Source organism: Ruegeria sp. BHSA118, from assembly GCF_059613405.1.
This window is the reverse complement of record NZ_JBXWSM010000064.1, coordinates 1-24204: the sequence shown is the minus strand read 5'-3', so window position 1 is coordinate 24204 and position 24204 is coordinate 1. Positions and strand designations below refer to the sequence as shown.

The 24204-nt window shown below is 61.3% G+C and carries 22 protein-coding genes; 15 read left to right on the top strand and 7 right to left on the bottom strand.

What is annotated here, in order from left to right; genetic code table 11:
• On the top strand, positions 1 to 630 hold a 630-nt coding region (locus AC2FNN_RS16960), incomplete at its 5' end, for a DUF2306 domain-containing protein (protein ID WP_496759679.1).
• On the opposite strand, the gene AC2FNN_RS16955 is transcribed toward AC2FNN_RS16960, so the two are convergent.
• Genes AC2FNN_RS16955 through tmpA form a run of 3 tightly spaced genes read right to left on the bottom strand, consistent with a single transcriptional unit; the run spans position 617 to position 3005 of the window.
• A complete protein-coding gene (locus tag AC2FNN_RS16955; RefSeq protein WP_496759678.1) occupies positions 617 to 1285 on the bottom strand; it encodes an ureidoglycolate lyase in 669 nt (222 codons plus the stop codon). The two genes, AC2FNN_RS16960 and AC2FNN_RS16955, sit on opposite strands and share 14 nt — an antisense overlap.
• Positions 1282 to 1872 carry a (R)-1-hydroxy-2-trimethylaminoethylphosphonate oxygenase gene (gene tmpB / locus AC2FNN_RS16950; RefSeq protein ID WP_171117191.1) on the bottom strand — a complete coding sequence of 197 codons (591 nt, stop codon included), beginning with the start codon at positions 1870 to 1872 and terminating at the stop codon, positions 1282 to 1284. The genes AC2FNN_RS16955 and tmpB overlap by 4 nt, the downstream gene beginning before the upstream one ends.
• Entirely contained in the window at positions 1869 to 3005 is a 1137-nt protein-coding gene (gene tmpA, locus AC2FNN_RS16945) for a 2-trimethylaminoethylphosphonate dioxygenase (protein ID WP_496759676.1), read from the bottom strand. Before tmpA ends, tmpB begins: the two co-directional genes overlap by 4 nt.
• 99 nt (positions 3006 to 3104) lie before the next feature.
• Here tmpA and AC2FNN_RS16940 point away from each other — a divergent pair, with 99 nt between their 5' ends.
• On the top strand, positions 3105 to 3959 hold the full coding sequence (locus AC2FNN_RS16940) for a LysR family transcriptional regulator (RefSeq protein ID WP_496759675.1): 855 nt from the start codon (positions 3105 to 3107) through the stop codon (positions 3957 to 3959).
• A gap of 4 nt (positions 3960 to 3963) precedes the next feature.
• On the opposite strand, the gene AC2FNN_RS16935 is transcribed toward AC2FNN_RS16940, so the two are convergent.
• Positions 3964 to 4146 carry a DUF1674 domain-containing protein gene (locus AC2FNN_RS16935; protein WP_496759674.1) on the bottom strand — a complete coding sequence of 61 codons (183 nt, stop codon included), beginning with the start codon at positions 4144 to 4146 and terminating at the stop codon, positions 3964 to 3966.
• A gap of 88 nt (positions 4147 to 4234) precedes the next feature.
• Here AC2FNN_RS16935 and AC2FNN_RS16930 point away from each other — a divergent pair, with 88 nt between their 5' ends.
• The 7 genes from AC2FNN_RS16930 (at position 4235) to AC2FNN_RS16900 (ending at position 12706) form a co-directional block, all read left to right on the top strand.
• The gene (locus AC2FNN_RS16930) at positions 4235 to 5494 is read left to right on the top strand and encodes an RsmB/NOP family class I SAM-dependent RNA methyltransferase (protein ID WP_496759672.1); all 1260 of its coding nucleotides are present in this window, start codon (positions 4235 to 4237) and stop codon (positions 5492 to 5494) included.
• Positions 5495 to 5583: 89 nt separating this feature from the next.
• On the top strand, positions 5584 to 7323 hold the full coding sequence (locus tag AC2FNN_RS16925; protein ID WP_496759671.1) for a heparinase II/III family protein: 1740 nt from the start codon (positions 5584 to 5586) through the stop codon (positions 7321 to 7323).
• A gap of 22 nt (positions 7324 to 7345) precedes the next feature.
• A complete protein-coding gene (purH, locus tag AC2FNN_RS16920) occupies positions 7346 to 8935 on the top strand; it encodes a bifunctional phosphoribosylaminoimidazolecarboxamide formyltransferase/IMP cyclohydrolase (protein ID WP_496759670.1) in 1590 nt (529 codons plus the stop codon).
• On the top strand, positions 8935 to 9411 hold the full coding sequence (gene lspA, locus AC2FNN_RS16915) for a signal peptidase II (RefSeq protein ID WP_496759669.1): 477 nt from the start codon (positions 8935 to 8937) through the stop codon (positions 9409 to 9411). Before purH ends, lspA begins: the two co-directional genes overlap by 1 nt.
• Before the next feature lie 50 nt (positions 9412 to 9461).
• On the top strand, positions 9462 to 9977 hold the full coding sequence (locus tag AC2FNN_RS16910) for a DUF3035 domain-containing protein (RefSeq protein WP_299639955.1): 516 nt from the start codon (positions 9462 to 9464) through the stop codon (positions 9975 to 9977).
• A gap of 81 nt (positions 9978 to 10058) precedes the next feature.
• Positions 10059 to 11399: a M16 family metallopeptidase gene (locus AC2FNN_RS16905; protein ID WP_496759668.1), complete on the top strand. Its 1341-nt coding sequence runs from the start codon at positions 10059 to 10061 to the stop codon at positions 11397 to 11399.
• On the top strand, positions 11396 to 12706 hold the full coding sequence (locus AC2FNN_RS16900) for a M16 family metallopeptidase (protein ID WP_496759667.1): 1311 nt from the start codon (positions 11396 to 11398) through the stop codon (positions 12704 to 12706). The genes AC2FNN_RS16905 and AC2FNN_RS16900 overlap by 4 nt, the downstream gene beginning before the upstream one ends.
• A gap of 22 nt (positions 12707 to 12728) precedes the next feature.
• Here AC2FNN_RS16900 and AC2FNN_RS16895 read toward each other — a convergent pair whose 3' ends face one another.
• From AC2FNN_RS16895 to deoC, 3 genes are read right to left on the bottom strand one after another with little or no spacing between them, the layout of a single operon-like run.
• A complete protein-coding gene (locus AC2FNN_RS16895) occupies positions 12729 to 13538 on the bottom strand; it encodes an SDR family oxidoreductase (protein WP_496759666.1) in 810 nt (269 codons plus the stop codon).
• A 23-nt stretch (positions 13539 to 13561) separates the two neighbouring features.
• On the bottom strand, positions 13562 to 15895 hold the full coding sequence (locus AC2FNN_RS16890) for an aldehyde dehydrogenase family protein (protein ID WP_496759665.1): 2334 nt from the start codon (positions 15893 to 15895) through the stop codon (positions 13562 to 13564).
• Between the two features lie 47 nt (positions 15896 to 15942).
• Positions 15943 to 16941 (bottom strand): deoxyribose-phosphate aldolase, encoded by a 999-nt coding sequence (gene deoC, locus AC2FNN_RS16885; RefSeq protein ID WP_480474226.1) that lies wholly within the window; start codon positions 16939 to 16941, stop codon positions 15943 to 15945.
• A 201-nt stretch (positions 16942 to 17142) separates the two neighbouring features.
• Between deoC and AC2FNN_RS16880 the strand changes: the two genes are divergently transcribed.
• From AC2FNN_RS16880 to AC2FNN_RS16855, 6 genes are all read left to right on the top strand, one after another.
• Positions 17143 to 18096: a metal ABC transporter solute-binding protein, Zn/Mn family gene (locus tag AC2FNN_RS16880; RefSeq protein WP_496759664.1), complete on the top strand. Its 954-nt coding sequence runs from the start codon at positions 17143 to 17145 to the stop codon at positions 18094 to 18096.
• 3 nt (positions 18097 to 18099) lie between these two features.
• Positions 18100 to 18903, top strand: a complete 804-nt coding sequence (locus AC2FNN_RS16875; RefSeq protein WP_496759662.1) for a metal ABC transporter ATP-binding protein — start codon at positions 18100 to 18102, stop codon at positions 18901 to 18903.
• A gap of 3 nt (positions 18904 to 18906) precedes the next feature.
• On the top strand, positions 18907 to 20112 hold the full coding sequence (locus AC2FNN_RS16870; RefSeq protein ID WP_496759661.1) for a metal ABC transporter permease: 1206 nt from the start codon (positions 18907 to 18909) through the stop codon (positions 20110 to 20112).
• A complete protein-coding gene (locus tag AC2FNN_RS16865) occupies positions 20109 to 21038 on the top strand; it encodes a metal ABC transporter permease (RefSeq protein ID WP_496759660.1) in 930 nt (309 codons plus the stop codon). Before AC2FNN_RS16870 ends, AC2FNN_RS16865 begins: the two co-directional genes overlap by 4 nt.
• 262 nt (positions 21039 to 21300) lie before the next feature.
• On the top strand, positions 21301 to 23166 hold the full coding sequence (mutL, locus tag AC2FNN_RS16860) for a DNA mismatch repair endonuclease MutL (RefSeq protein WP_496759659.1): 1866 nt from the start codon (positions 21301 to 21303) through the stop codon (positions 23164 to 23166).
• Positions 23167 to 23218: 52 nt separating this feature from the next.
• On the top strand, positions 23219 to 24204 hold a 986-nt coding region (locus tag AC2FNN_RS16855; protein ID WP_496759658.1), incomplete at its 3' end, for a DNA recombination protein RmuC.

Genomic DNA, 24204 nt, shown 5'->3' with positions numbered 1-24204 from the left:
CTGACTCTGCTGCCCTTTGTGATGCATGGGTTCGACACGATCGACGTCGGGTTTTCGCAGGACGCTGCTCGGCACAGCTATTTGTTCGCTGATGGCGAGGATGTCGGCAATGCCGCGATGATGGTGCACATTCTGGCAGGTTCTTTTCTGGTCGCACTCGTCCCGCTTCAACTGTTGAAGGGGCTGCGGCTCAGGTACAATCGATTTCACCGCATGATGGGAGCCTGTCTGGTGGTGCTGGCATGGATCACCGGGCTGGCGGGCATGAGCTATATTCCCCTGCGTGGAACCATCGGTGGGCCGCTGATGTCTGCCGCCTTCTTTCTGTACGGGCTGTGTCTTTTCACGGCTGCGGTGATGGTGGCGCGCAAGGCTGTGGAAGGGGATCGCGCAGGACATTGGGCATGGGGATTGCGGCTGTTCTGGCTGGCGTTGGGGTCGTGGCTTTACCGCGTCCACTATACGATTTGGTATCTGCTGACCGGAGGGGTGGGGTCAGAGCCCGATTTCTCGGGCCCGTTCGATCTGATTCAGAATTTCGCGTTCTTTCTTCCGTATCTGTTGGCGGTGCAAGTCTGGATCGCCCACAAACGTTCCGCTCATCAAAATGCTCTGGTCACAGGTTCCTGATCTTGTCGGCCCGTAGGGGACACGCGAGATAGACGCCGAACTCGGTCCCGATATCCGCGCTGACCCGCGCGTGAACGGCCCCTTGTCGGTCAAGGAAGCGTTGGTTGTCTTCAACCGGGAAAATCCCTTCATGCCATATGCCAGGATGGATATAGAGCCCCCTTGTTTCGTCACACCAGAACGCCACAACCTTGTCCGGGGTCAGATTGTCGCCAGGCAGGGCCGCGGGCACGATGAAGGGCTTGTTGTCCAGCGGCCAGAACATCTGCCCGCCATCGGGGTGATAGTTCATATGCCACAGCAACACCTGATCCCGTGGGGTCGTTTGCCGGTCGGTTTGCGCCTGCTGAGGGTCGGCGGACCAACCCAGCACGTAATGGCCTTTGACAGCCTCGTTCTCACCGTAAAGCACGTCACCCTGCCAGTCGCATTTGAACGTGCCTTCAACCCAGCCGCCTTCGTCGCCGGTGCCGTCGTCAATCGGTCGCCAGCCCTGCTGCGGCCAGCGTACGATTTCGATTTCAAAGGTTTCGGGGTCGTCGACCAGACAGCCGTACCCTTTGACCGTGCTGTCCGTCGCCCGGATCAGAGGAACCTCGTGCCACGGCAAGGATGGCTTGGAGCTGGCCTCGAAGATGTACTCGGGTGCGGTCATGATGCCCCCAGGTGTTTGTCGACCATGCGCTGCACCATCGGTGCGAAATGGGCGAAATCCGGCGTCTCCATATCCGCCCGTTTGCCGGCCTCATCCAGATACCGGACCTGAATGATCTCTTTCAGGTTGGGATTGGATTCGAAGGCGGCGACTTCTTCGGCGCTCATCGGGCCGCCTTGCAGCTCCAAGGTATGGACCGAGGCGGCAGAGAGGCGGTTGAAATACTCGGGTTTGGTGGCGCACAGATACCGTTTGGCGGCCACGTGATAGCGGCAGCAATCAGTGATGACCGAGGGGAAGAACTGCTCCAGCACCTCGGCGCCCGCGTCCTCATGATGACGGTCTTCGGTGTCATCCGGGTGGTAGGTTCCGAATTCGGACGTGAAATGGCCGATATCATGCAACAGAGCGCCGACGATGATCTCTTCAGGTTGACCGTTCTGTTCGGCAATTGTCGCGCCTTGCAGCATGTGCTGGGCCATGGTGACGGGTTCGCCCAGATATTCCTCACCGCCGCGGCGTTCGAAGATATCCCCGATGAAGGCGACGATATTGTCCCGGTTCAGGGTCGAGAAATCGGGTTTCATTCCGCCGCCTCCGGCTGCGCCATCTCCATTGCCGCCAGTGTGGACAGCAACCCGTCCTTGTCGGCATAGCACCCCTGCAACCAGCGCGAACCCGCGCCGGAATAGCCCAGCCGCGCGTGCAGGACTCGGGTGTTGTCGACGATGAAGCTTTCGCCCGGCTCCAGTTTGAACGACACACCCATCGCCGGATCGTCGATTATCTCGCCCAGTTGGCGGTAAGCCGCGTAGTAGGCCTCCATCTGATCGAAGGGCACATCAACGAAGGGTGCGGAAGAGCGGTTGTTGAAGCGGATGCCAACCAGTTCGCCATCCGGCGACAATTCGATCATCGGACGGCGAGACCGCAGGCAGACACCGTCTGACCCCTTGTATTCAAACCGCGCCGGGTAGCCTGCCAGCAGCGCAAATCCTTCGGGGTCCTGCGCACGCAGCTTTTCGGCAGCGCGAAAGCCGTCGACCACGATCGAGTCGCCCCCTTCGGCGCTGTTTTCCAGACAATAGAGGATTTGCAGCGTCGGCACAGGGTCGCGATAGGGGTTGTCGGTGTGGGCCTGCAAGCCAAGCCCGGTATAGGCGAGGTTGGTCGGGTTCACTTCCGTCCGAACCTCGAAATAAGGGCCATAGTTGGTTTCGCGGACATAGCCGAACAGGTCGGCCACTTTCAAAAGCGACTCTGGTTCGGTTGGCCCGCCCGTCAGCTTGGCAAAGCCGTAACTCGCCACAGACGCCAGCCAGTTGCGTTTGGCCGCAGGGCTGGCATGGACCTCGTTCCAATCGCCAGAGGGTGCGGCGAACCCGCCCTCCCAGGTGATGATGCCGGGGCCGGTGCGGCCCAGCGTGTCGTCCCGTTCGCAATCATAGTTGTGTTCGGCCAGCCATTCGGCCGGGAAGGTAACGGTTTTGTCTTCGGGCTGGAACGTGACCTGAAGGCTGCCCGCGACAACCTCGGCTGAACTGACCGAAATGTCAGCAGGGATATCGCCGATAGTGATCAGTCGCTGGCCGTTGCCCGGGGCGCGTGTTTCCGGGTCCAGCGCGTTGTCACGCAACCAGACGGCGTGAAAGCGGGCTTGCGTTCCTGTGTCGAACGCGACGGTGACGACCGAAGTGTCATGGGTGGCGGTGCGCAGCATTTGGGGTCTCCTGTTCGGCGCGAGCTTTGGTTGAGCAGATACGCTGTTCATGGCATTACGACAATTAATCCTTATTTCGGCTGAGGCTTGGAAAATCTAATGACTAAGAAAAAGACCGGACTACCGCCACTGGACTGGCTGCGCGTGTTCGAGGCCGCCGGGCGTCTTGGTGGGTTCTCGGCAGCAGCCAAGGAGTTCGGGCTGACGCAGGCCGCTGTCAGCCAGCGGATCGGCAACCTCGAAGCCTGGCTGGGCCGATCCTTGTTCGTGCGCGAGGCGCGGGGCGTGTCACTGACGGTCGAAGGTGAAAGCTATCTGCCCTTGGTGCAGGACAGCCTTCGCGCGCTGGAGCGCAATACCGAGGACCTGTTTGGCAAATCCCCGCGCGAGCTGCGCGTGGCCGGCTTGTCGTCGAATATCCACGCATTGGTCCTGCCGGCGCTGACCCGGTTTCACGAGATGCAGCCAGGGGTTCGGGTAATGACCGACTCGGTCGCGCGCCGGTCGTCTTTGGACGAAGAACGAACCTGGCTGCAAATCCGATATGGTCGGGGCATCTGGGCCGGGCGTGATGCCGCCCTGATCGCGCCTGAGGTCCTTGCACCCATGGCGCCGCCGGGTGTTGACTGGGGCGCCCCATTGATTGATCTGCGCGGAGAACGCCCCGGCTGGAGAGAGTGGAGCCAGAAAAACGGCCAGCAAGACCTGCCGCAATCAAAAATCAGCTTTGATTCGATGGAACATGCGATTTCGGCTGCGCTGCGCGGCATGGGTGTGGTTTTGGGATCGGTGCCCTTGGCCCTTGCCGATCTGCAAGAGGGGCGGTTGCGCCGGCTGGATTTACCCGAATTGCACACCAAAGACGGGTACTGGCTGACCTGGCCTGAAGACCGGGCGAAGTCCAGAAAACAGCGTGCCCTGATCGAGGATTTCCTCAAGGCGCTGCGTGGTTGACCGTTCAGAAATCGATGGCGATGCCCTTCTTTTCCCAGTCACCGTAACGGGCGGGGTCCGGCCCGTCCCGGCCACCCAGTTCTTTCGGCAATTCCCGGGCTTTGGCTTTGGCTTTGCGGCGGCGTTCTTCCGCTTCGGCCAGTGCACGCTGGGCGGCGGGGGGCAACTCCTTGTGGTCGTCACTCATGACATTGGGTTCCTTTCCTTGCGCAGTCTTGATATACGCCCGCGTCCGCCATTGGCAATGCGGGCGCAGGTCACATGAAGGCGGTACCATGTCTAACAGCGCGACAGCAGCACGGCGCAGCGCAATCTATCTTCTGGATCAGGTTCTGGGCGAAGGTCGCCTGTTGTCTGAATGCCTGGCTGCGGGTGCTTTGGATCGGTTGGGTCCAGAGGATCGCGCGCGCGCGCAGCGGTTGGCATCCGAAACCCTGCGCGGGCTGGAGCGCGCCGACCGTCTGCTGGACAACCACCTGAACCGAACACCCGCCCTGACCGTACACAACGCGCTGAGGTTGGGCGCGGTCGAGCTGTGCAACGGGGAAGCCGCGCATGGGGTGGTGAACTCCATGGTTGAAATCATCAGCCGCTCGCGCAAGCACGGGCGTCTGAAAGGGCTGGTGAATGCCGTTTTGCGCAAGGTGGCGTCCGAGGGTCCCGAAGCATGGCCGAAAATGCGTGTCCCGCGCCTGCCGGAGTGGCTGCGGGACCCCCTGATCGCGGCGTGGCGTGCCGAAGCGGTTGCCGGAATGGAGCAGGCACATTTCGCGGGTGCGCCACTGGACCTTACCATGAAACCCGGGGCGGAAGGCCCTTCAGGCGAGATCCTTCCGACCGGGACGGTGCGGTTGCACGATGCGGGTCAGGTCTCGACCCTGCCGGGGTACAAGGCCGGAGACTGGTGGGTGCAGGATGCGGCAGCCGCATTGCCGGTTCGCGTTCTGGCCCCGAAGGCGGGCCAGAAAGTGCTGGATCTGTGTGCGGCGCCGGGTGGGAAAACGATGCAGCTTGCGGCCGCAGGGGCCGATGTCACGGCACTTGACGTGTCGGAATCACGCATAGAACGAGTGCGCGAAAACCTCGCCCGGACCGGGTTGCAGGCAGAGGTCATCGTGGGTGACGCGCTGGACCATCAGGGTCAGTACGACGCAATTTTGCTGGACGCGCCCTGCTCGGCCACGGGTACGATCCGCAGGCATCCTGACTTGCCATTTGCCAAGGATGGCTCGGAATTTGGCGGATTGATCGAATTGCAGGCGCAGATGCTGGCCCATGCGTGGACGCTGCTGAAACCCGGCGGGCGGCTGGTCTATTGCACCTGTTCGCTATTGCCGGATGAGGGCGAGGTTCAGATCGAAGACGCGCTGGGCATGTATTCGGACATGCGTGTTGATCGCGAGGCACTGAAGCTCTCCGGCATCGAAGACAATTGGATCACCGAGGAAGGCGGCCTGCGTCTACGGCCCGACTACTGGCCCGATCGCGGGGGTATGGACGGGTTCTATATCGCCTGCCTGAACAAATCCGCCTGAGCGCACGCTTTTCGATGACTTGACGATCGGCGCGGTCTATCGTTGGGTCTCAAGCGCCAGCAGAGCGCAAGGGGCAGAGTAACACGCGCATGTCAAATTCGGACACCATGGCCAGTCGGTGGATGCGGTTTCAAAACCGTTTCTATGCGCGCCTGAGCCAGCGGCAAAAGGCGGTCACAGGGTTTGTTGCGCAACCGGATCCGCGCTCGGTGGGTTCGTTCGCACGTGGCCGGCAACTGGTTGCCGGAAATCTGTTGTTCGCCGGGTATCTGGTCGAGGCCGAAGATACCGGGCTTTGGGACGTCACCGCCCCCAGTGCCGGCTTTGACGAAGAACGTCACGGCTTTGCGTGGCTGGATGATCTGGCCGCGGTCGGAGACATGCGCGCGCGGGAAAAGGCGCAGCGCTGGGTCTGGGGGTGGATCGAATCTCATGGGCGCGGGCAAGGGCCCGGCTGGGCGCCTGATCTGACCGGACGTCGGGTGATGCGCTGGATCAACCACGCGCTTATTCTGCTGCGAGGGGCGGATGAAGAACAAAGCAAACTGTTTTTCCGCTCGCTGGCGCAGCAAACATGGTTCCTGTCCAAACGCTGGCATGCCGCGACCCCGGGACTGCCCCGGTTCGAGGCGCTGGCCGGACTGGTACAGGCCGGGCTGGCGCTGGAGGGGCTGGAGCGGATGGCCGACCCGGCCCTGCGCGCCCTGGCCGGGGAATGCGACCGTCAGGTGGATGCGCAGGGCGGAATTCCAACCCGCAACCCGGAAGAATTGCTCGAGGTTTTCACGCTGCTCAGCTGGACTTCGGCGGCGTTGAATGATCTTGGTCGCGGGACGCCTGCCGCTCAGGCCAATGCGATCAAACGGATCGCGCCGACCCTGCGCAGCCTGCGCCATGCAGATGGGGCGTTGGCACGGTTCCATGGCGGTGGGCGCGGTGTCGAGGGGCGACTGGAACAGGCCCTTGCGCAAAGCGGCGTCAAGCACAAGGCGGCAACCGAACTGCCAATGGGTTATGCCCGCTTGTCTGCTGCGCGCACCACGGTGATCGTGGATGCCAGCGTGCCGCCGTCGGGGGCGGCCTCGTACAATGCGCATGCCTCTACTCTGGCGTTCGAGCTGACCTCGGGGCGGCGGCCGCTGATCGTGAATTGCGGGTCGGGGGCTAGTTTCGGTTTGGAATGGCGCCGTGCAGGACGGGCGACGCCGTCGCACTCGACGCTTTGCCTGGATGGGTTCTCAAGCGCCCGGCTGGCCAACCCGGTGCCGGGGCGTGAAGCGCAGGCGCTGGTCGACGCGCCACAGGAGGTGCCCGTTGATTTCGAGGATGCGTTCGAGGGCATCCGCTTTATGGCGGGGCATGATGGGTATGCCAAGGTTTTTGGTCTGACCCATGCGCGGACTTTTGAATTGCGATTTGATGGGCGCGAGCTGACGGTCGAGGATATTCTGCTGACGGCGACCGACAAGGCAAAGCGTCAATTTGACAAGGCGATGGACGCTTCGGGCCTCAAAGGCATTGGCTATGACATCCGGTTTCACCTGCATCCGGATGTCGATGCGGCGCTGGATTTGGGCGGCGCGGCGGTGTCGATGGCGCTCAAAAGCGGTGAAATCTGGGTTTTCCGCCATGATGGCGTGGGAAAATTATCTGTTGAACCAAGTGTTTATCTAGAAAAAGGCCGTTTAAAGCCACGCGCGACAAAACAGATCGTTCTATCTGGCCGCGCAATGGAGTATGCGACGCGCATCCGGTGGACGCTGAGCAAGGCGCAGGATACAGCCTATGCCGTGCGCGATACGCACCGGGACGAGCCCAAGTTTGACTGACGCCAAAAGGACCTTTGGACCCATGACCGATCTTCACCCCGTGCGCCGCGCGTTGCTTTCCGTATCCGACAAAACCGGGCTGATCGAGCTGGGCAAGGCGCTGGCCGAGCGCGGGATCGAACTGTTGTCGACCGGCGGTACCGCCAAGGCGCTGCGCGATGCAGGGCTTGCGGTGAAGGATGTCAGCGAGATCACCGGGTTCCCCGAGATGATGGATGGCCGGGTCAAGACCCTGCACCCGATGGTGCATGGAGGGTTGCTGGCCCTGCGCGACAATGACACCCACGTCGCGGCGATGGACGAACACGGCATCGGCGCCATCGACCTGCTTGTGGTGAACCTCTATCCATTCGAAGCGACGGTCGCCAAAGGCGCGGGCTATGACGAATGTATCGAGAATATCGATATCGGCGGCCCGGCGATGATCCGCGCGGCCTCAAAAAACCATGCCTTCGTGAACGTGGTGGTGGATGTCGAGGATTACTCGTCGCTTCTGGATCAGCTGGAAGAGAATTACGGCAAAACGTCCTATGGCTTCCGCCAATGGCTGGCGCAAAAGGCGTATGCTCGGACCGCCGCGTATGACACCGCTGTTTCAAACTGGATGGCCGACGCGCTGCAACTGGACGCCCCCAAGCGCCGCGCATTTGCCGGTGAGCTGAAACAGACCTTGCGCTATGGCGAGAACAGCCACCAGCAGGCCGCGTTCTACGCCGACGGCACCAACCGCCCCGGCGTCGCCACCGCCGTTCAGCATCAGGGCAAGGAACTGAGCTACAACAACATCAACGACACCGACGCGGCGTTTGAGCTGGTGGCCGAGTTTGATCCGGCGAAAGGCGCGGCTTGCGCCATCATCAAACATGCCAACCCCTGCGGTGTTGCCATAGGCGCGACCTTGCTGGACGCGTATAAGTCGGCTTTCGACTGCGACCGCACCTCGGCCTTCGGCGGGATCGTGGCGTTGAATCAGCCCCTGGACGCCGAAACCGCGCAGGAGATCACCGGGATTTTCACCGAAGTCGTGATCGCCCCCGGCGCATCGGATGAGGCCAAGGCGATTTTTGCCGCCAAGAAGAACCTGCGCCTGCTGACGACCGAAGCGCTGCCTGATGTGACCGCCGGCGGGAAAACCGTGCGTCAGGTGGCCGGCGGGTTGCTGGTGCAAGACAAGGATAACGGCTTTGTCGGCATGGACGACCTCAAGGTCGTGACCAAGAAAGCCCCGACCGAGGAACAGATGCGTGACCTTTTGTTTGCCTGGAAAGTGGCCAAACACGTCAAATCCAACGCCATCGTCTATGTCAAAGACGGCGCCACCGTGGGCGTCGGCGCGGGCCAGATGAGCCGTGTGGACTCGGCCCTGATCGCCGCCAAGAAAGCCGAACGTATGGCCGACGCGCTGGGCTTGGCCCAACCGCTGACCATCGGTTCGGCCGTTGCTTCGGACGCGTTTTTCCCCTTCCCTGACGGCCTGATGGAAGCGGCCGAGGCAGGCGCAACCTGTGTGATCCAGCCCGGTGGGTCCATGCGTGACGATGACGTCATCGCCGCCGCGGATGAGGCGGGCCTGGCCATGGTCTTTACCGGCATGCGCCATTTCCGTCACTGATGCGGTCACGCCTGCTTCTCTGGGCGGCGCTGGCCGCCTTTGCGATCGACCAGATCAGCAAATATCTGGTCGTTCATGTCATGCGCGTGGCCGATCAGCCCGGCGGCATTGATGTTGTGCCGCCGCTGCTGGTGTTCAAATACGGCGAGAACCGCGGCATCAATTTCGGGCTGCTGCAAGGAAACTCGGAGGCTGCGCGCTGGATTCTGATCGGTATTTCCCTGGTGATCTGTGTTGGCGTGCTTGTCTGGCTCAGCCGTGCAGCCCATTCAGGGCTGATGTTGTTTTGCGGCGGCCTACTGATCGGCGGTGCGCTTGCGAATGTGGTGGATCGGGCTCTTTACGGCTTTGTTCTGGATTTCCTGAACATGTCCTGTTGCGGCATCAACAATCCGTTTGTTTTCAACCTCGCAGATGTCTTCATATTTGCAGGAGCCATCGGGCTGGTGCTGTTTGACGGTAAAAAGGCCTCGTGACGCGCGGAATGATATGCGATAAAAGCGCCTGAAACAGGCTGGAGACACCAATGCGGATGCCGCGCGCCCTATTTGTTTTGACTGTTGCCGCTGCGGTTGCGGCGTGTTCGAATCCCGGTCTGCGGGATCTGGCGCCTCCGGGCCCGGGGCCGGATGAGTTTTCCGTGTTGCCGGTCAAGCCGCTGACCCAACCTCAGGACTATGCGTTCTTGCCTGCACCCACGCCGGGTGGCGCGAATCTGACGGATCCGAACCCAAATGCCGATGCGGTGGCTGCGCTGGGCGGCAATGCTGCTGCGCTGAACCCGAATACGGCTGTGCCATCCTCGGATGCAGCGCTTGTCACGGCCTCCAGCCGCTATGGTGTTTCCCCCGATGCGCGGCAGGTGGTCGAGGCTGATGACGCCGCGTTCCGCAAACGCCGGGGGCGTTGGACCGGTCTGCGTCTGTTCCCGGTCGACCGCTATGGTCAGGTTTACGAAAAACAATCGATCGATCCGTTCGCGGAAACAGAAGCCGCCCGTCGGGCCGGGATCGAAACCCCTTCTTCGCCGCCGGGTGAATAATTCTTAACTTTCCGTCATCGGGCTTGAACCCGGGCCGCGTCACCGTAGTTTGAATACCAGAAACGAAACGGAGGATGCCCTATGGTTCGGGCCTTGGCCTTGTCGGCTGCCCTGATCGCTGCCGCCCCGGTATTTGCCGAGGACGGGAAAGAAGCGGTCACCACATTCACTTTGGACAACGGCATGGATGTCGTCGTGGTCGAAGACCACCGTGCCCCGGTCGTGCAACATATGGTCTGGTACCGCGCCGGATCGGCGGATGAGCCGATCGGATCATCCGGCGTGGCGCATTTCCTGGAGCACCTGCTGTTCAAAGGCACCGACACGCTGGCCCCGGGAGAGTTCTCTGCCACTGTTGCTGCCAATGGCGGCAATGACAACGCCTTCACCTCGTATGACTACACAGCCTATTTTCAGCGTGTCGCCGCCGACAGGCTTGAACTGATGATGCGGATGGAATCCGACCGGATGCGGAACCTTCGACTGAGCGAAGAGGACATTCTGACCGAACGGGACGTGATCCTTGAGGAACGCAACCAGCGCACCGAAAACAACCCGCGCGCCCTGTTCGGCGAACAGATGAGTGCGGCCCAGTATCTGAACCACCGCTACGGCGTGCCGATCATCGGCTGGATGCACGAGATGGAGGATCTGGACATGGAGGACGCGCTGTCCTTCTACCAGACCCACTATGCGCCCAACAACGCCATTCTGGTGGTCACGGGCGATGTCGATCCCGCTGAAGTCCGCGCGCTTGCCGAACAGTATTACGGTGTGATTCCCGCCAACCCGGACCTGCCCGAGCGGGTACGGTCCCAAGAGCCGCCGCAAACGGCCGAGCGCCGCCTGACCTTCAAGGACCCGCGCGTCGCCCAGCCTTACGTTCAGCGCAGCTATCTGGCCCCCGAACGCGATCCGGGTGAACAGGAAAAAGCGGCGGCTCTGTTTCTGCTGGCCGAGTTGCTGGGCGGCAGCACGACGTCTTACCTGAACGAAAAGTTGCAGTTTGATCAGCGAAAGGCCGTCTATGCCGGAGCGTTCTATCGCGGTGTTTCGTTGGATGACACGACCTTTGATCTGATCGTCGTTCCGGCCGAGAGTGTTTCCCTGCAAGAGGCCGAAGACGCCATGGACCAGGCCGTGGCCGACTTCATCGCCGAAGGTGTGAACGAAGACGATCTTGAGCGCATCAAGATGCAGCTGCGCGCCGCCCAGACCTATGCGCGCGACAACGTGGACGGCATCGGCAACCGCTATGGCCGGGCCCTGACCAGCGGCCTGACCGTCGACGATGTACAGGCCTGGCCCGAGATCCTTCAGGCCGTGACCGGGGATGAAATCATCGCCGCAGCCCGCGAAGTTCTGCAACCCGAGGCGTCGGTCACCGGCTGGCTGATGCGCGATGACGAGGTGACGCAATGAAACGGTTTGTTGCAACGCTGATTGCCTGTCTGGTCGCGCTGCCGGCTTTGGCCGAGATCGAGATCGAAGAAGTGACCTCGCCCGGTGGCATCAAAGCCTGGCTGGTCGAGGATCATTCCATCCCATTCACCGCGCTGGAGTTGCGGTTCCGTGGTGGTACGTCACTGGACGACCCTGACAAACGCGGCGCGGTCAACCTTATGAGCGGCCTGATCGAAGAAGGCGCGGGCGACATGGATGCGCGGACTTATGCCCGCAAGCTGGAGGCTCTGGCGGCTTCTTTCCGATACAATGCCGGCGACGATTCAGTTTCGATTTCCGCGCGTTTTCTGTCCGAAAACCGGGGTGAAGTGGTCGATTTGCTGCGCACGACGATCCACGAACCGCGTTTTGATCAGGATGCGGTTGACCGGGTGCGCGCGCAGATTCTGTCGGGCCTGCGCTCGGACCAGACTGACCCGAACGAAATTGCAGGTCTCACCTTTGCGCAGATGGCTTACGGCGATCACCCCTATGGATCCGAAGGGAAAGGCACCATCGAAAGCGTCTCGGCCCTGACCCGTGACGACGTGGTCGCGGCTTATGAAGGCGTGTTCGCCAAGGATCGTCTGTATGTGGGGGCCGTCGGCGATATCACGGCAGAGGAACTGGGTATCCTGCTTGATACCCTGCTTGGCGACTTGCCGGACACCGGCAAGCCCATCCCGGGCAAGGCCGAGGTGAACATTCCCGGCGGCGTCAGCGTTGTCGAATTCGACACGCCTCAGTCCGTGGCCTTGTTCGGTCAGGCCGGGATTGATCGGGATGACCCGGATTTCTTTGCGGCCTTCGTTCTGAACCACATTCTTGGCGGCGGCGGGTTTGAAAGCCGGCTGATGCAGGAGGTGCGCGAAAAGCGCGGCCTGACCTATGGGGTCGGGACTTATCTGGTGCCCAAGGATCTGGCCTCGGTTTATCTGGGGTCGGTCTCATCGGCCAATGACCGCATTGCCGAGGCGATAGAGGTAATTCGCAACGAATGGGCGCGCGCCGCCGCCGAAGGGGTGACGCAGAAGGAACTGGACGATGCCAAGACCTATCTGACCGGCGCCTATCCGCTGCGGTTCGATGGCAATGGTCAGATTGCTGCGATCATGGTCGGAATGCAGATGGAAGGCCTGCCAATCGACTATATCGCCACCCGCAATGACAAGGTGAACGCGGTGACATTGGACGATGTGAACCGGGTTGCTGCCGAACTGCTCGACCCGGACGGTCTGCACTTTGTCGTCGTTGGCAAGCCGGTGGGACTGGAAACAACGAACTGAACTGCAAGGGGTAAGCTGCGGCTCACCCCTTTTTCATACTCCGCAGCATATCGCCCATCATCTGCCCGAACTTGCCCGATCCGCGCTGATAGAGTGCCCCGTCCACGGCCAGAACCGTACCGCTGATATAACTGGCCAGATCCGAGCTGAGGAACAGGCAGGCATTGGCCACGTCCCTCGTGGTGCCCCAGCGGCCCAACGGCACGTCCTTGCGCAGTTCTTCGTGGGCGTTTTGGGTGGGCGCAAGGCGTTTCGCACCTTCGGTGCCTTCGATGAACCCCGGCACAACCGAATTCACCCTGATCCCCTCGACACCCCATTCCATCGACAGCGTGCGGGTGATCTGATCCACCCCTGCCTTGGCGGCGCAGACATGGGACTGGCCCTCATACGGCAGATAGGATTGCGGGGCCGAGATATTGATGATGCTGGCACCGGGGCGTTTGAGGAACGGATACGCCCCCTTCATCACGTGGATCGTGCCCATCAAGTCGATATCGATCACGGTCTTGAACGCGTTGACTGACATTTCGGACGCCAGCGCCGGGAAATTGCCCGCCGCGCCCGAAACCAGCACGTCGAAATCGCCGAGCGCCGCGTGGAACTGTTTCAGCCCCTCCGCGACCGCCTCGGCTTCACGCACGTCAAAGGCCGCGCCGATGGCCTCGGCCGCGCCTGCCGCCTTCAGCGCAGCGACGGTGTCATCCACCTTGTCCTGAGACCGGCTGGCCACGGCCAGTTTCGCACCCGAGGCCGCGAAGGCCTCGGCGATGCCCCGGTTGATGCCACTGGTGCCACCAATGACGATGACGGTTTTTCCCAAAAAATCCATGTAGGCCTCCCTTGGCGGGAGCCCTATTCTCCGTAGGGCACCCAGATGTTTTTCACTTCGGTCGAAGCCTGAAGGAAGCGGCGGGAATGGTCCATGCCCCAATCGAATGCCGTGGCGTTATTCACCCAGGTCCGTTTCAGGTTCCCGGCTGAAACAACCTCGATCTCTTTCGACAGGTCGGTGGACGAGAACGACCAGACCGCGTCGACATTCAGATGCGAGGCCAGGGGTTTGGCCAGTTCCGCATGGCTGCCCGTCAGGATGTTGACCACGCCAGCGGGCATGTCCGAAGTCTCAAGGATCTGGTAGAAATCCGTCGCCGCAAGCGGGTAGGGCTCGGAAGCCACCAGAACCACGCGGTTGCCCATCGCGATCGCAGGCGCCATGGCCGACACCAGACCCAGCAGCGGTGCCTCATCCGCGCAAAGCGCGCCAATCACGCCCACCGGTTCCTTCATCGCAATCGCCACGCCCCGGATCGGAACACCATGCACCTGACCGTCATACTTGTCGGCCCAGGCAGCAGCGGTGAACAGGCGCTGGATCGCGGCGTCGACCTCTTTCGCGCCGTCCTTGCGACCGGTCATCGCGTCGATGCGAAGCGCAAACTCGTCGGAACGGGCCGAGAGGTTTTCACCGATGTAATACAGGATCTGCGCGCGCAGATGGCCGGTGGACTTGGACCAGCCTTTTGCGCCCGCCGCGGCCTCAACTGCGTTGCGCACGTCCTTGCGGTTGGCGAGACCCACATGGCCCAGCAGGCCGGACTTGCCCCAGACCGGTTTCGAATAACCACCATCGGGCCGCGCCTGCTTGCCGCCGACATACAACTTGGCAGTGCGGTCAATCGGGTCGACCGGTGCCCCTTCGCCCATGGCTGCCTCGACCTTTGCCAGCGGCTTGGCCTTACCCTTGGGTCTGGTATAGGCGGTCAGCCCTTCCCAACCACCTTCGCGGCCAAAGCCGCTTTCGCGGACCCCACCGAACCCGGCAGCGGCGTCAAACAGATTGGTGGCATTCACCCAGACGACGCCCGCAACCAGCTTGGGCGCGATATCCAGCGCAAGGTTCACATTCTCGGTCCAGACGGTCGCCGCCAGACCATACCGGGTGTTGTTGGCCAGCTCGACAGCCTCTTCCGGTGTGCGGAAAGTCGAAGACACCAGCACCGGGCCAAAGATCTCTTCCTGCATCAACGGGTCCGAGGTCTCGAGCCCCGAGATCAGTGTCGGCGGGTAGTAGCAGCCGTTTGCGGGAAGATTGCAGGCAGCTTGATGCACATGGCCCGCTGTGTTGCTTTCGACCATTCCTTTGATGGTCTGCAACTGAACCGGGTCCACAACCGCGCCCACGTCGATACATTTGTCCAGCGGATTGCCGACGCGCAGCGTGTCCATCCGGGCGCGCAGCTTATCGTGGAAACGGTCGGCGATGCCTTCCTGCACCAGCAGGCGCGAACCCGCACAACAGACCTGACCCTGATTGAACCAGATCGCATCCACCAGCCCTTCGATGGCCGAGTCGATATCGGCGTCATCAAAGACGATGTACGCGGATTTGCCGCCCAACTCCAATGTCAGTTCCTTACCAGATCCGGCAGTGGCCTCACGGATGCGGCGGCCCACAACAGTCGAGCCGGTAAAGGCAATCTTGTCCACGTCCGAGGCCACGATCATCTCGCCCACGGCACCGTCTCCGGTGACGATGTTGACGACACCTTTCGGCAGACCGGCCTGTGTGCAGATATCGGCAAATAACAGCGCCGTCAGCGAGGTATATTCAGCGGGTTTCAGAACCACCGTATTTCCCATTGCCAGCGCAGGCGCGATCTTCCACGCCAACATCAGCAGGGGGAAGTTCCACGGAATGATCTGACCGCACACTCCCAGCGCTTCAGCGTCGGGCAGCTCGCCTTCCATCAGCTGCGCCATACCGGCGTGGTAATAGAAATGCCGCTGCGCCAGCGGAATATCGATGTCACGCGATTCCCGGATCGGTTTGCCGTTGTCGAGGCTTTCCAGCACCGCAAACAGACGCGAATGCTTTTGCAGCAGGCGCGCAATTGCATACAGATACCGCGCACGGCCCGCGCCGCCCAGTTTCTCCCATTTCGGCTGAGCCTTGCGCGCGGCGGCAACAGCGGCGTCCACGTCGGCCTGCTTGGCCTGCGTCAGCTTGGCCAGAACCTCCCCGGTCGCCGGGTTGCGGCTGTCAAACCCTTTGCCCGGCTTGGTGAAAGCACCATCGATATAGTGTCCGAACTTGTCGCCCTGATCGACCAGCCAGGCCAGTGCCTCGGCGGCGCTTTCGGGGGTGGGGCCGTATTCCATGGTCTCAAAAATCTCTTTGACTGTCATGACTTCATCTTTTCCCAAATACTCACTGTCCAGACATACCCACGAGCTCAGCCCATCGAGTGTCTGTAACCAGCCGAGTAAGCCCCGGTGACATAGTGTTCCAACTGCCGCTCGATATCGCCCAGCAACGATGAGGCGCCAAAGCGGAACAGATCCGGTTCCAGCCAGCGATCACCCAGCTCGTCCTTGATCAGCGACAGATAAACCAGCGCGTCCTTGGCTTTCGAAATACCACCCGCAGGCTTGTAGCCGACCCGATATCCGGTGCGGTCATAATAGTCGCGGATCGCGCGGATCATCACCAACGACACGGGCAGGGTGGCGTTGACGCTTTCCTTGCCGGTCGAGGTCTTGATGAAATCCGCCCCGGCCATCATGCACACCAGCGAGGCGCGCGCGACATTGCGCAGGCTACCCAATTCTCCGGTCGCAAGAATGGCTTTGACATGGGCATCGCCACAAGCCACGCGGAACGCCTTCATCTCATCATACAGGGCCTGCCAGTCCCCCGACAGCACGTGACGGCGCGAGATTACGATGTCGATTTCCTCGGCCCCGGCCTTCACGCTTTCCTCGATCTCAGCCACGCGCAGATGGAACGGGGACAGGCCTGCGGGAAAGCCGGTGGACACGGCAGCGACCGGAATGCCAGTGCCTTTCAGAGCGTCTACGGCGGTTTCGATCATGTCGTGATAGACACAAACCGCCCCGGTTGTGATCGGCGGCATGTCCAGCGCCTGAAGAACCGAAGGCGCAACCGGCTGACGGGCCTTTGCACACAGGCGGCGCACACGGCCCACCGTATCATCGCCCGACAGCGTGGTTAGGTCGATCATCGTGATGGCTTTCAGCAGCCACGCAGCCTGATATTCCTTCTTGACCGAACGGCGGCCCGGCAATGTGGCCGCACGGCGTTCAATCGCGGAAGTATTGGCCTGAACGGCGCGCACCCAGTCCAGATCCAGTTCCATTCCGGGGTTCCGGGGTTCGGTCACTTGCGGCAGATGCGCGGTGCGCACGGGGCTTTCTGAGCTCTGCGTATCCATTGTCACGTCCTTTGGGAGGTTTGCGACAAAATCGCACGGGAGACCGGGGAATGGAAGATGCAGGTGGGCAATGTTTGGATAATTTTTGACCAAATGGACAAAATACAGCCACTTTCTTGCGAATAATTCGCATTAGCGTTGACTTACTTGCGAATGGTTCTCATATTCAGTTCGAACGCGATGCAAAAACTGAGGTAGAAGATGATTCGCCGGAATTTTCTTGCGGTATTGGCGCTGGCCTTTTCCTTGCCGGTCACGGCCTGGGCCGATGCCCCCCTCAAGATTGTGGCCACGACGGGTATGATTGCCGACGCGGCACGTCAGGTTGGTGGTGATCAGGTTGACGTCAAGGGGCTGATGGGGCCGGGCGTCGACCCGCATGCCTATCGTCAGACCCGCAGCGATATCGTGGCAATGACGCGTGCGGATCTGATCCTGTGGCATGGTTTGTACCTCGAAGCGCAGATGGAAGATTTCTTCCATGACCTTGAACGCAAGCGGACCGTGGTTGCAGTTGCCGAAGGTATCGACACGTCGAAGCTGCGCGCGCATGACGATTATGCCGACAAATATGATCCGCATGTTTGGATGACGCCCGAATTGTGGCGCGACGTTGTGCTTGAAGTTCAGGCAGCCCTCACCGAGGTCCGTCCTGAAGCGGCCGAGGTTTTTGCAGCGAACGCGCAGGCTCACCTGGCAGATATCGATCGTCTGACAGCCTATGCAGATCAAGTTCTGGCGTCCGTTCCCGACAACAACAAGGTTCTTGTAACCGCCCATGATGCCTTTGGTTACTTTGGTGAAAGTTTCGGGTTCGAGGTTCTGGGAATTCAGGGCATCTCGACCCAGTCCGAGGCGGGACTGAACCGGATAGGCGAATTGGTCGATCTGCTGGTTGACCGCAAGATCACGGCTGTTTTCGTCGAAAGCTCGGTCTCGGATCGTTCAATCCGCGCGCTGATCGAGGGCGCGGCCGCCAAGGGACATGAGGTGCACGTGGGGGGCGAGTTGTTCTCGGACGCCATGGGTGAAGAAGGAACCTATGAAGGCACCTATCTTGGTATGCTGGATCATAACATCACGGTCATTGCCAGTGCTTTGGGTGGCGATGTGCCAGATCGAGGCATGGACGGTAAACTGTCGGCGGGGTTTTGATCGATGCTGGGCCTGATCAGCAATGAAGGCGTGACCGTTGAAGACAACGGGTTGGCCGACAGCCCCCTTGCCCTGCGCGGCCTGACGGTCTCATACGGCCAGAAACCTGCGGTGTTTTCAGTTGACATGACCGTACAGCCCGGGGCGATGACCGCGATCATCGGGCCGAACGGGGCTGGGAAATCCACATTGCTCAAGGCGGCGCTTGGCATCGTTTCCCCTTTGTCAGGTAAGGTGACCGTGTTCGGCCAGCCATTGGGCACGCAGCGCGCGCGCATTGCCTATGTTCCTCAGCGCGCCAGCGTGGATTGGGATTTTCCAACGCGCGTCATCGATGTTGTTCTGATGGGTCTGTCGCGCGAACTTGGCTTGCTGGGCCGCGTGCGTGCCCGCCACAAGGCGTGCGCAATGGATTGTTTGCACCGTGTGGGAATGCGGGATTTCGCGGATCGCCAGATCGGGCAGCTGTCCGGCGGGCAGCAGCAACGCGTGTTTCTGGCGCGCGCACTGGCGCAAGGCGCTGATCTGTATCTTCTGGACGAACCTTTTGCAGGCGTCGATGCCGCCACCGAGAAAGCCATTATCTCGGTTCTGAAATCCCTGAAAGAGGCGGGCAAGACGGTTGTCGTGGTGCATCACGACCTTGCGACCGTGACCGATTACTTCGACCATGTCTTCCTGATCAACACCCGCAAGGTGGCCGAGGGACCAGTGGCCGAGGCCTTCACGGCGGAAACGTTGCAATCAGCATATGGCGGTCGACTGGCAACCGCGCAGATCGATCAGATATCGCGCACGCTGGGGTAACGCATGCTTTGGGATGCTCTGACCCTACAACTTGGCTACAACGCCACGCTGGTCGCCATCGGTGCAACCTTGCTGGGTGTTTCAGCCGGTGTGACGGGGACGTTTCTGTTTCTGCGCAAGCGCGCCTTGGTCAGTGACGCAATCAGCCACGCAACCCTGCCGGGCGTCTGTCTGGCTTTCATGATGTTGGTCGCACTGGGAGGAGACGGGCGCAACCTGCTGGGCCTGTTGGCAGGATCGGCCATCTCGGCCTGGATCGGCCTTCTCTGCATGAACTGGCTGACGCGTCACACGCGCTTGGCCGAAGATGCCGCCATCGGAGCGGTCCTGTCGGTCTTCTTCGGCTTTGGCATCGTGTTGCTGACGATCATACAGACGATGGGCGTAGGACGTCAGGCCGGGCTGGAAGGTTTCCTTTTGGGGTCCACTGCCGGGATGCTTTGGGCTGATGCGATGATCATTGCGATCGGTGGCGCCGCGACGCTGCTGCTGGTCATGATCATTCGTCGCCCGATGATTCTTGTGGCCTTCGATCCTGAATACGCCGCAGCCCGCGGATTGCCGGTGCACAGGATCGATCTGGCCATGATGGGTTTGGTCATGGCCGTGACCGTGGTTGGCCTGAAAATCGTGGGTCTGATTCTGATCGTGGCTTTGCTGATCATTCCCGCCGTGACCGCGCGATTCTGGTCCGAACGCTCGGACCATGTGGTTCTGCTTGCGGGATTGGCCGGCGGGTTGGCGGGGTATATTGGCGCGGCCATTTCGGCCTCGGCGCCAAACCTTCCGACGGGGCCGATCATCGTTCTGGTCAGCTTTGCCTTCTTTGTCGTGTCTTTGTTTCTGGCGCCGATACGTGGCGTTTTGGCGGCGGTGTTGCGCCATTTGCGCTTTCAACGTCGGGTGCATATTCGTCAGGGACTTTTGGCCTTGGCGCAGGGGCAAAAGATCTACGAGCCCCTGACCCTGCGCTTGCTGCGCCGCGCCGGGCTGGTACGCGCGGACGGTGTTGCGACCGACATTGGCAAAGCCCGCGCGGCCAAGGCGTTGCGGGACGAAAAGCGCTGGGAAATCGTGCGCGCAGATCAGGCGCATGAGGCAACAGCCGCGCTTTATGATGGGTTACGGGACATCGAAACCGTCCTGACCCGCGACCAGATCGCCGAGATAGACCGTCGCATCGGCGGGCCAATGGGGGTGCCGGTATGAGTGGTGAAGAATTTGTTCCCCTGTCTCTGACACCGTTGCTGATCGGCACGTTTGCGGCCATTGCCTGCGCGTTGCCCGGCAATTTTCTGGTGTTGCGCAAACAGGCACTGATCGGAGACGCGATCAGCCATGTGGTGCTGCCGGGGATCGTCGTGGCGTTTCTGATCACAGGGGCGATATCGACCTGGCCGATGATGCTGGGCGCGGCGGGCGCTGCCGTTGTGGCCGTGGTGCTGATCGAAACCATTCGCCGATTGGGTCAGATCGAACCCGGGGCCGCCATGGGCGTGGTCTTTACCACCATGTTCGCCGCGGGCGTCCTGCTGCTCGAGCAGACGGATACGTCGACGGTGCATCTGGATGTGGAACATGCGCTTTACGGCAATCTCGAAAGCCTGATCTGGCTGGACGCCACCGGATGGTCATCTTTGCTGGACACAGAGGCGCTGTCCGGGCTGCCCCCGGAATTGCCCCGCATTGCGCTGACACTGGTCGGTGTGTCTTTGTTCACCTGGCTGTTCTGGCGGCCGCTGAAAATCTCTACCTTCGACGAAGGCTTTGCCCGGACAATCGGCATTCGCACCGGCATTCTGGGCATGGCATTGGTCATCACCGCGGCAATTGCGGCGGTGGCGGCCTTTGACGCGGTGGGCTCGATCATCGTGATCGCCATGTTCATCTGCCCGCCCGCCGCGGCGCGGATGTTGACCAACCGGCTGGAAGCGCAGATTGCCTGGAGCGTTGTGTTCGCCATTGCCTCGGCGGTGTCGGGCTATGTGCTGGCAGGTTATGGCCCGTTGTGGCTGGGTGGCGCGGATGCCGTCAGCGCAGCGGGTATGATCGCCACGATGTCAGGCCTGATTCTTACTGGGGCAGCGATGTTCGGGCCCTGCCGGGGCAGGATCGGCGCGCGCATATCTGCCTGATCAGGCATTTTCCCGCCACACATGCCCGCACGTCATCGGCCAATCTCTGCCAAGAAACTGAGCCCGAGAATCTTAAGCAGATTTTCCGACAGGTGCATGATACACGCGGTCTCATAAATTAGCTGAAACACACCACTCACTTGGCACGTCCGGGTGATCCTGAATGAGTTATCGTTCGCGGATACCCGGGCGCCCCCTCTCATTGAAAACTGCGGTTCAAACCGGTGGCAGAATCGTGCTCGACTATGCTAGGTGTAGGGGTATGGCGCAGGTAAACCCCAATATCAGCGAAAAACGCCCCGTAATTAGGCAGCTCGACGACGCCGCTATCAACCGCATCGCGGCTGGTGAGGTGGTGGAACGACCGGCCTCGGCAGTCAAGGAACTGGTCGAGAATGCAATCGATGCCGGGGCCACGCGGATCGCCATCGAAGTCGCGGATGGCGGCAAGACCCTGATCCGGGTCACGGATGATGGCTGCGGTATCGCGGCGGAAGATCTGCCGCTGGCCCTGTCCCGCCATGCCACGTCAAAGATTGACGGTTCGGATCTGCTGAACATCCACACTTTCGGGTTTCGGGGGGAGGCGCTGCCATCCCTGGGTGCTGTTGGGCGTCTGACCATAACCAGTCGCGTTCCCGGCGCGGATGCGGCGCAGGTGCATGTCGCGGGTGGCAAGATGGATGCGGTCAAACCCGCCGCCCTGCGCGCGGGGACTGTGGTCGAACTGCGCGATCTGTTCTACGCCACGCCCGCCCGCTTGAAATTCATGCGCACGGACCGGGCCGAGGGGCAGGCGATCACAGACATTGTGAAACGGTTGGCCATGGCCGAACCTTCCGTGACATTCGCCCTGCGTGATGTATCCGGCGGCGGAGAGGGTCGCGTGACCTTCCGCGCGGATCACGAGAACGGAGATCTGTTTGATGCGCTCCACGCCCGACTGGCCCGCGTGATCGGGCGCGAATTTGCAGAAAACGCTTTGCAGATTGATGCCTCGCGTGATGGCATCCGGCTTTACGGCTATGCCGCCCTGCCGACCTATTCGCGGGGGGCTGCCGTGGCACAGTATCTTTTCGTCAATGGACGCCCCGTGCGCGACAAGATGCTGACCGGCGCGCTGCGGGCGGCCTATTTCGATTTCCTGAGCCGCGACCGGCACCCGGCTGCGGCGTTGTTCATCGACTGTGACCCCACGCTGGTTGACGTGAACGTCCACCCCGCGAAATCCGAGGTTCGGTTCCGGGATCCCGGTGTCGCGCGCGGGCTGATCGTGTCCAGTCTGCGCCATGCTTTGGCGGAAGCCGGGCACAGGGCATCTTCGACCGTGGCGAATGCGACGCTGGGCGCGATGCGGCCGGAACCCGCACAGCCTGCTCTGGCGCGGGTTTACCAGATGGATCGCCCGTCGCCTGCCGCGCGCACGGCGGCGTATCGCGCGCAGGCTCCGGGTTTTGCCGAGCTGGCCAATGACTACAGCGGCAGCATTGTCGAGCCGACCCCGGTTGCGCAGGTCGCCGAGGTGCAGGAGCAGCCTCAGGCGCAGGATCTGCCGCTGGGTGCAGCCCGCGGACAGGTGCACGAGAATTACATCATTGCCCAGACCGCCGATGGCATGGTGATCGTAGATCAGCATGCAGCACATGAACGGCTGGTTTATGAAAAGCTGAAAACGCAGATGGCCGAGAATGGCGTCGCGGCGCAGGCCCTGCTGATTCCGGAAATCGTGGAATTGTCCGACGGGGATTGCGCCCGCCTGATGGCCGTCGCAGATGACCTGACGCGCCTTGGCCTGACCATCGAGCCCTTCGGCGGAGGTGCCATTGCCGTGCGCGAAACCCCCGCCATTCTGGGCGAAGTCGATGCGCGCGCGATGATCCTCGATATCCTGGATGAACTCGCCGATCAGGGCGAAAGTCAGATGGTGCAGGCAAGGATCGAGGCGATCCTCAGCCGGGTGGCCTGCCATGGGTCGATCCGATCCGGCCGTCGGATGCGGGCTGAAGAAATGAATGCCCTGCTGCGCGAGATGGAGGCGACGCCGCATTCAGGCCAGTGCAACCATGGGCGACCAACCTATGTGGAACTGAAACTCAGCGATATCGAACGCCTGTTCGGACGCAGTTGATCCTGCGGCCCGGCGGGGCTATGAAGAATAAAACAAGAACACGCGAGTTGTGATGATCGAGATTGCAGGCACCCAATATGCATTGAATGACCCTGTCATACTGGTCGGGGGTGGCGTGGTGGCGTTGATTCTGCTGCTGCTGTTCCTGTCGTTGCGGGCGGCCAACCGCTCGGCCCGGATGGCGGAACCTCTGGCGCGGCAGATGGCGCATCTGGGTCAGCATGTTCAACAACTGGGCCAGGGGCAGGAACAGTTGCGCGGTGGGCTTCAGCATGTCTCGGACACTCAGGCCAACGCGCAGATGCAGGTGATTCAAACGGTCGAGGCGCGTTTGACTTCGGTTCAGCAACAGATGAATGACCGGCTGGCGGATAACGCGATGAAATCGGCGCGTGCACTGGCCGAGATGCAGGAACGGATGAAAGAGACGTTGCATGGCTCGTCGAAGCAGACGGCGACCTCGCTGACCCAGTTGCAGGAACGCCTGGCCGCCATCGACAAGGCGCAGGACAATATCACCAAACTGTCAGGCGACGTGCTGTCTTTGCAGGATATCCTGTCAAACAAGCAGAGGCGCGGGATGTTCGGGGAAATCCAGCTGAACGATATCGTGTCCAAGGCGCTGCCCGCTGACAGCTATTCGTTGCAGGCCACTTTGTCGAACGGCAGGCGGGCGGATTGCCTGATTCACTTGCCGAACCCGCCGGGACCGATCGTGATCGACGCAAAATTCCCGTTGGAGGATTTCGAGGCGCTGGCCGCTGCGCAGACGAAGGCGGATGTCGATAGATGCCTGCGGGCCTTCGGCGCTGCGGTGAAAGTGCATATCAAGGCGATTTCCGAAAAGTACATACTGGACGGGGAAACCGCGGACGGTGCCTTGATGTTCGTACCTTCTGAGGCGATTTATGCCGAACTGCACGCGCGTCTGCCCGATGTCGTGCGTGAAGGGTTCGCCGCGCGGGTCTGGATCGTGTCCCCGACGACGTGCATGGCCACGCTGAATACCATGCGGGCGATCCTGAAAGACGCGCGTAT

What these genes read in the sequence shown, in the direction of transcription:
- AC2FNN_RS16870 (WP_496759661.1), top strand. Translation starts at nt 18,907, where the DNA reads ATGCTTTGGGATGCTCTGACCCTACAACTTGGCTACAACGCCACGCTG.
- tmpB (WP_171117191.1), bottom strand. Translation starts at nt 1,872, where the DNA reads ATGAAACCCGATTTCTCGACCCTGAACCGGGACAATATCGTCGCCTTC.
- mutL (WP_496759659.1), top strand. Translation starts at nt 21,301, where the DNA reads ATGGCGCAGGTAAACCCCAATATCAGCGAAAAACGCCCCGTAATTAGG.
- AC2FNN_RS16940 (WP_496759675.1), top strand. Translation starts at nt 3,105, where the DNA reads ATGACTAAGAAAAAGACCGGACTACCGCCACTGGACTGGCTGCGCGTG.
- AC2FNN_RS16900 (WP_496759667.1), top strand. Translation starts at nt 11,396, where the DNA reads ATGAAACGGTTTGTTGCAACGCTGATTGCCTGTCTGGTCGCGCTGCCG.
- AC2FNN_RS16890 (WP_496759665.1), bottom strand. Translation starts at nt 15,895, where the DNA reads ATGACAGTCAAAGAGATTTTTGAGACCATGGAATACGGCCCCACCCCC.
- purH (WP_496759670.1), top strand. Translation starts at nt 7,346, where the DNA reads ATGACCGATCTTCACCCCGTGCGCCGCGCGTTGCTTTCCGTATCCGAC.
- AC2FNN_RS16935 (WP_496759674.1), bottom strand. Translation starts at nt 4,146, where the DNA reads ATGAGTGACGACCACAAGGAGTTGCCCCCCGCCGCCCAGCGTGCACTG.
- AC2FNN_RS16930 (WP_496759672.1), top strand. Translation starts at nt 4,235, where the DNA reads ATGTCTAACAGCGCGACAGCAGCACGGCGCAGCGCAATCTATCTTCTG.
- AC2FNN_RS16925 (WP_496759671.1), top strand. Translation starts at nt 5,584, where the DNA reads ATGTCAAATTCGGACACCATGGCCAGTCGGTGGATGCGGTTTCAAAAC.
- AC2FNN_RS16955 (WP_496759678.1), bottom strand. Translation starts at nt 1,285, where the DNA reads ATGACCGCACCCGAGTACATCTTCGAGGCCAGCTCCAAGCCATCCTTG.
- AC2FNN_RS16880 (WP_496759664.1), top strand. Translation starts at nt 17,143, where the DNA reads ATGATTCGCCGGAATTTTCTTGCGGTATTGGCGCTGGCCTTTTCCTTG.
- tmpA (WP_496759676.1), bottom strand. Translation starts at nt 3,005, where the DNA reads ATGCTGCGCACCGCCACCCATGACACTTCGGTCGTCACCGTCGCGTTC.
- AC2FNN_RS16875 (WP_496759662.1), top strand. Translation starts at nt 18,100, where the DNA reads ATGCTGGGCCTGATCAGCAATGAAGGCGTGACCGTTGAAGACAACGGG.
- AC2FNN_RS16910 (WP_299639955.1), top strand. Translation starts at nt 9,462, where the DNA reads ATGCGGATGCCGCGCGCCCTATTTGTTTTGACTGTTGCCGCTGCGGTT.
- AC2FNN_RS16895 (WP_496759666.1), bottom strand. Translation starts at nt 13,538, where the DNA reads ATGGATTTTTTGGGAAAAACCGTCATCGTCATTGGTGGCACCAGTGGC.
- AC2FNN_RS16865 (WP_496759660.1), top strand. Translation starts at nt 20,109, where the DNA reads ATGAGTGGTGAAGAATTTGTTCCCCTGTCTCTGACACCGTTGCTGATC.
- deoC (WP_480474226.1), bottom strand. Translation starts at nt 16,941, where the DNA reads ATGGATACGCAGAGCTCAGAAAGCCCCGTGCGCACCGCGCATCTGCCG.
- AC2FNN_RS16905 (WP_496759668.1), top strand. Translation starts at nt 10,059, where the DNA reads ATGGTTCGGGCCTTGGCCTTGTCGGCTGCCCTGATCGCTGCCGCCCCG.
- lspA (WP_496759669.1), top strand. Translation starts at nt 8,935, where the DNA reads ATGCGGTCACGCCTGCTTCTCTGGGCGGCGCTGGCCGCCTTTGCGATC.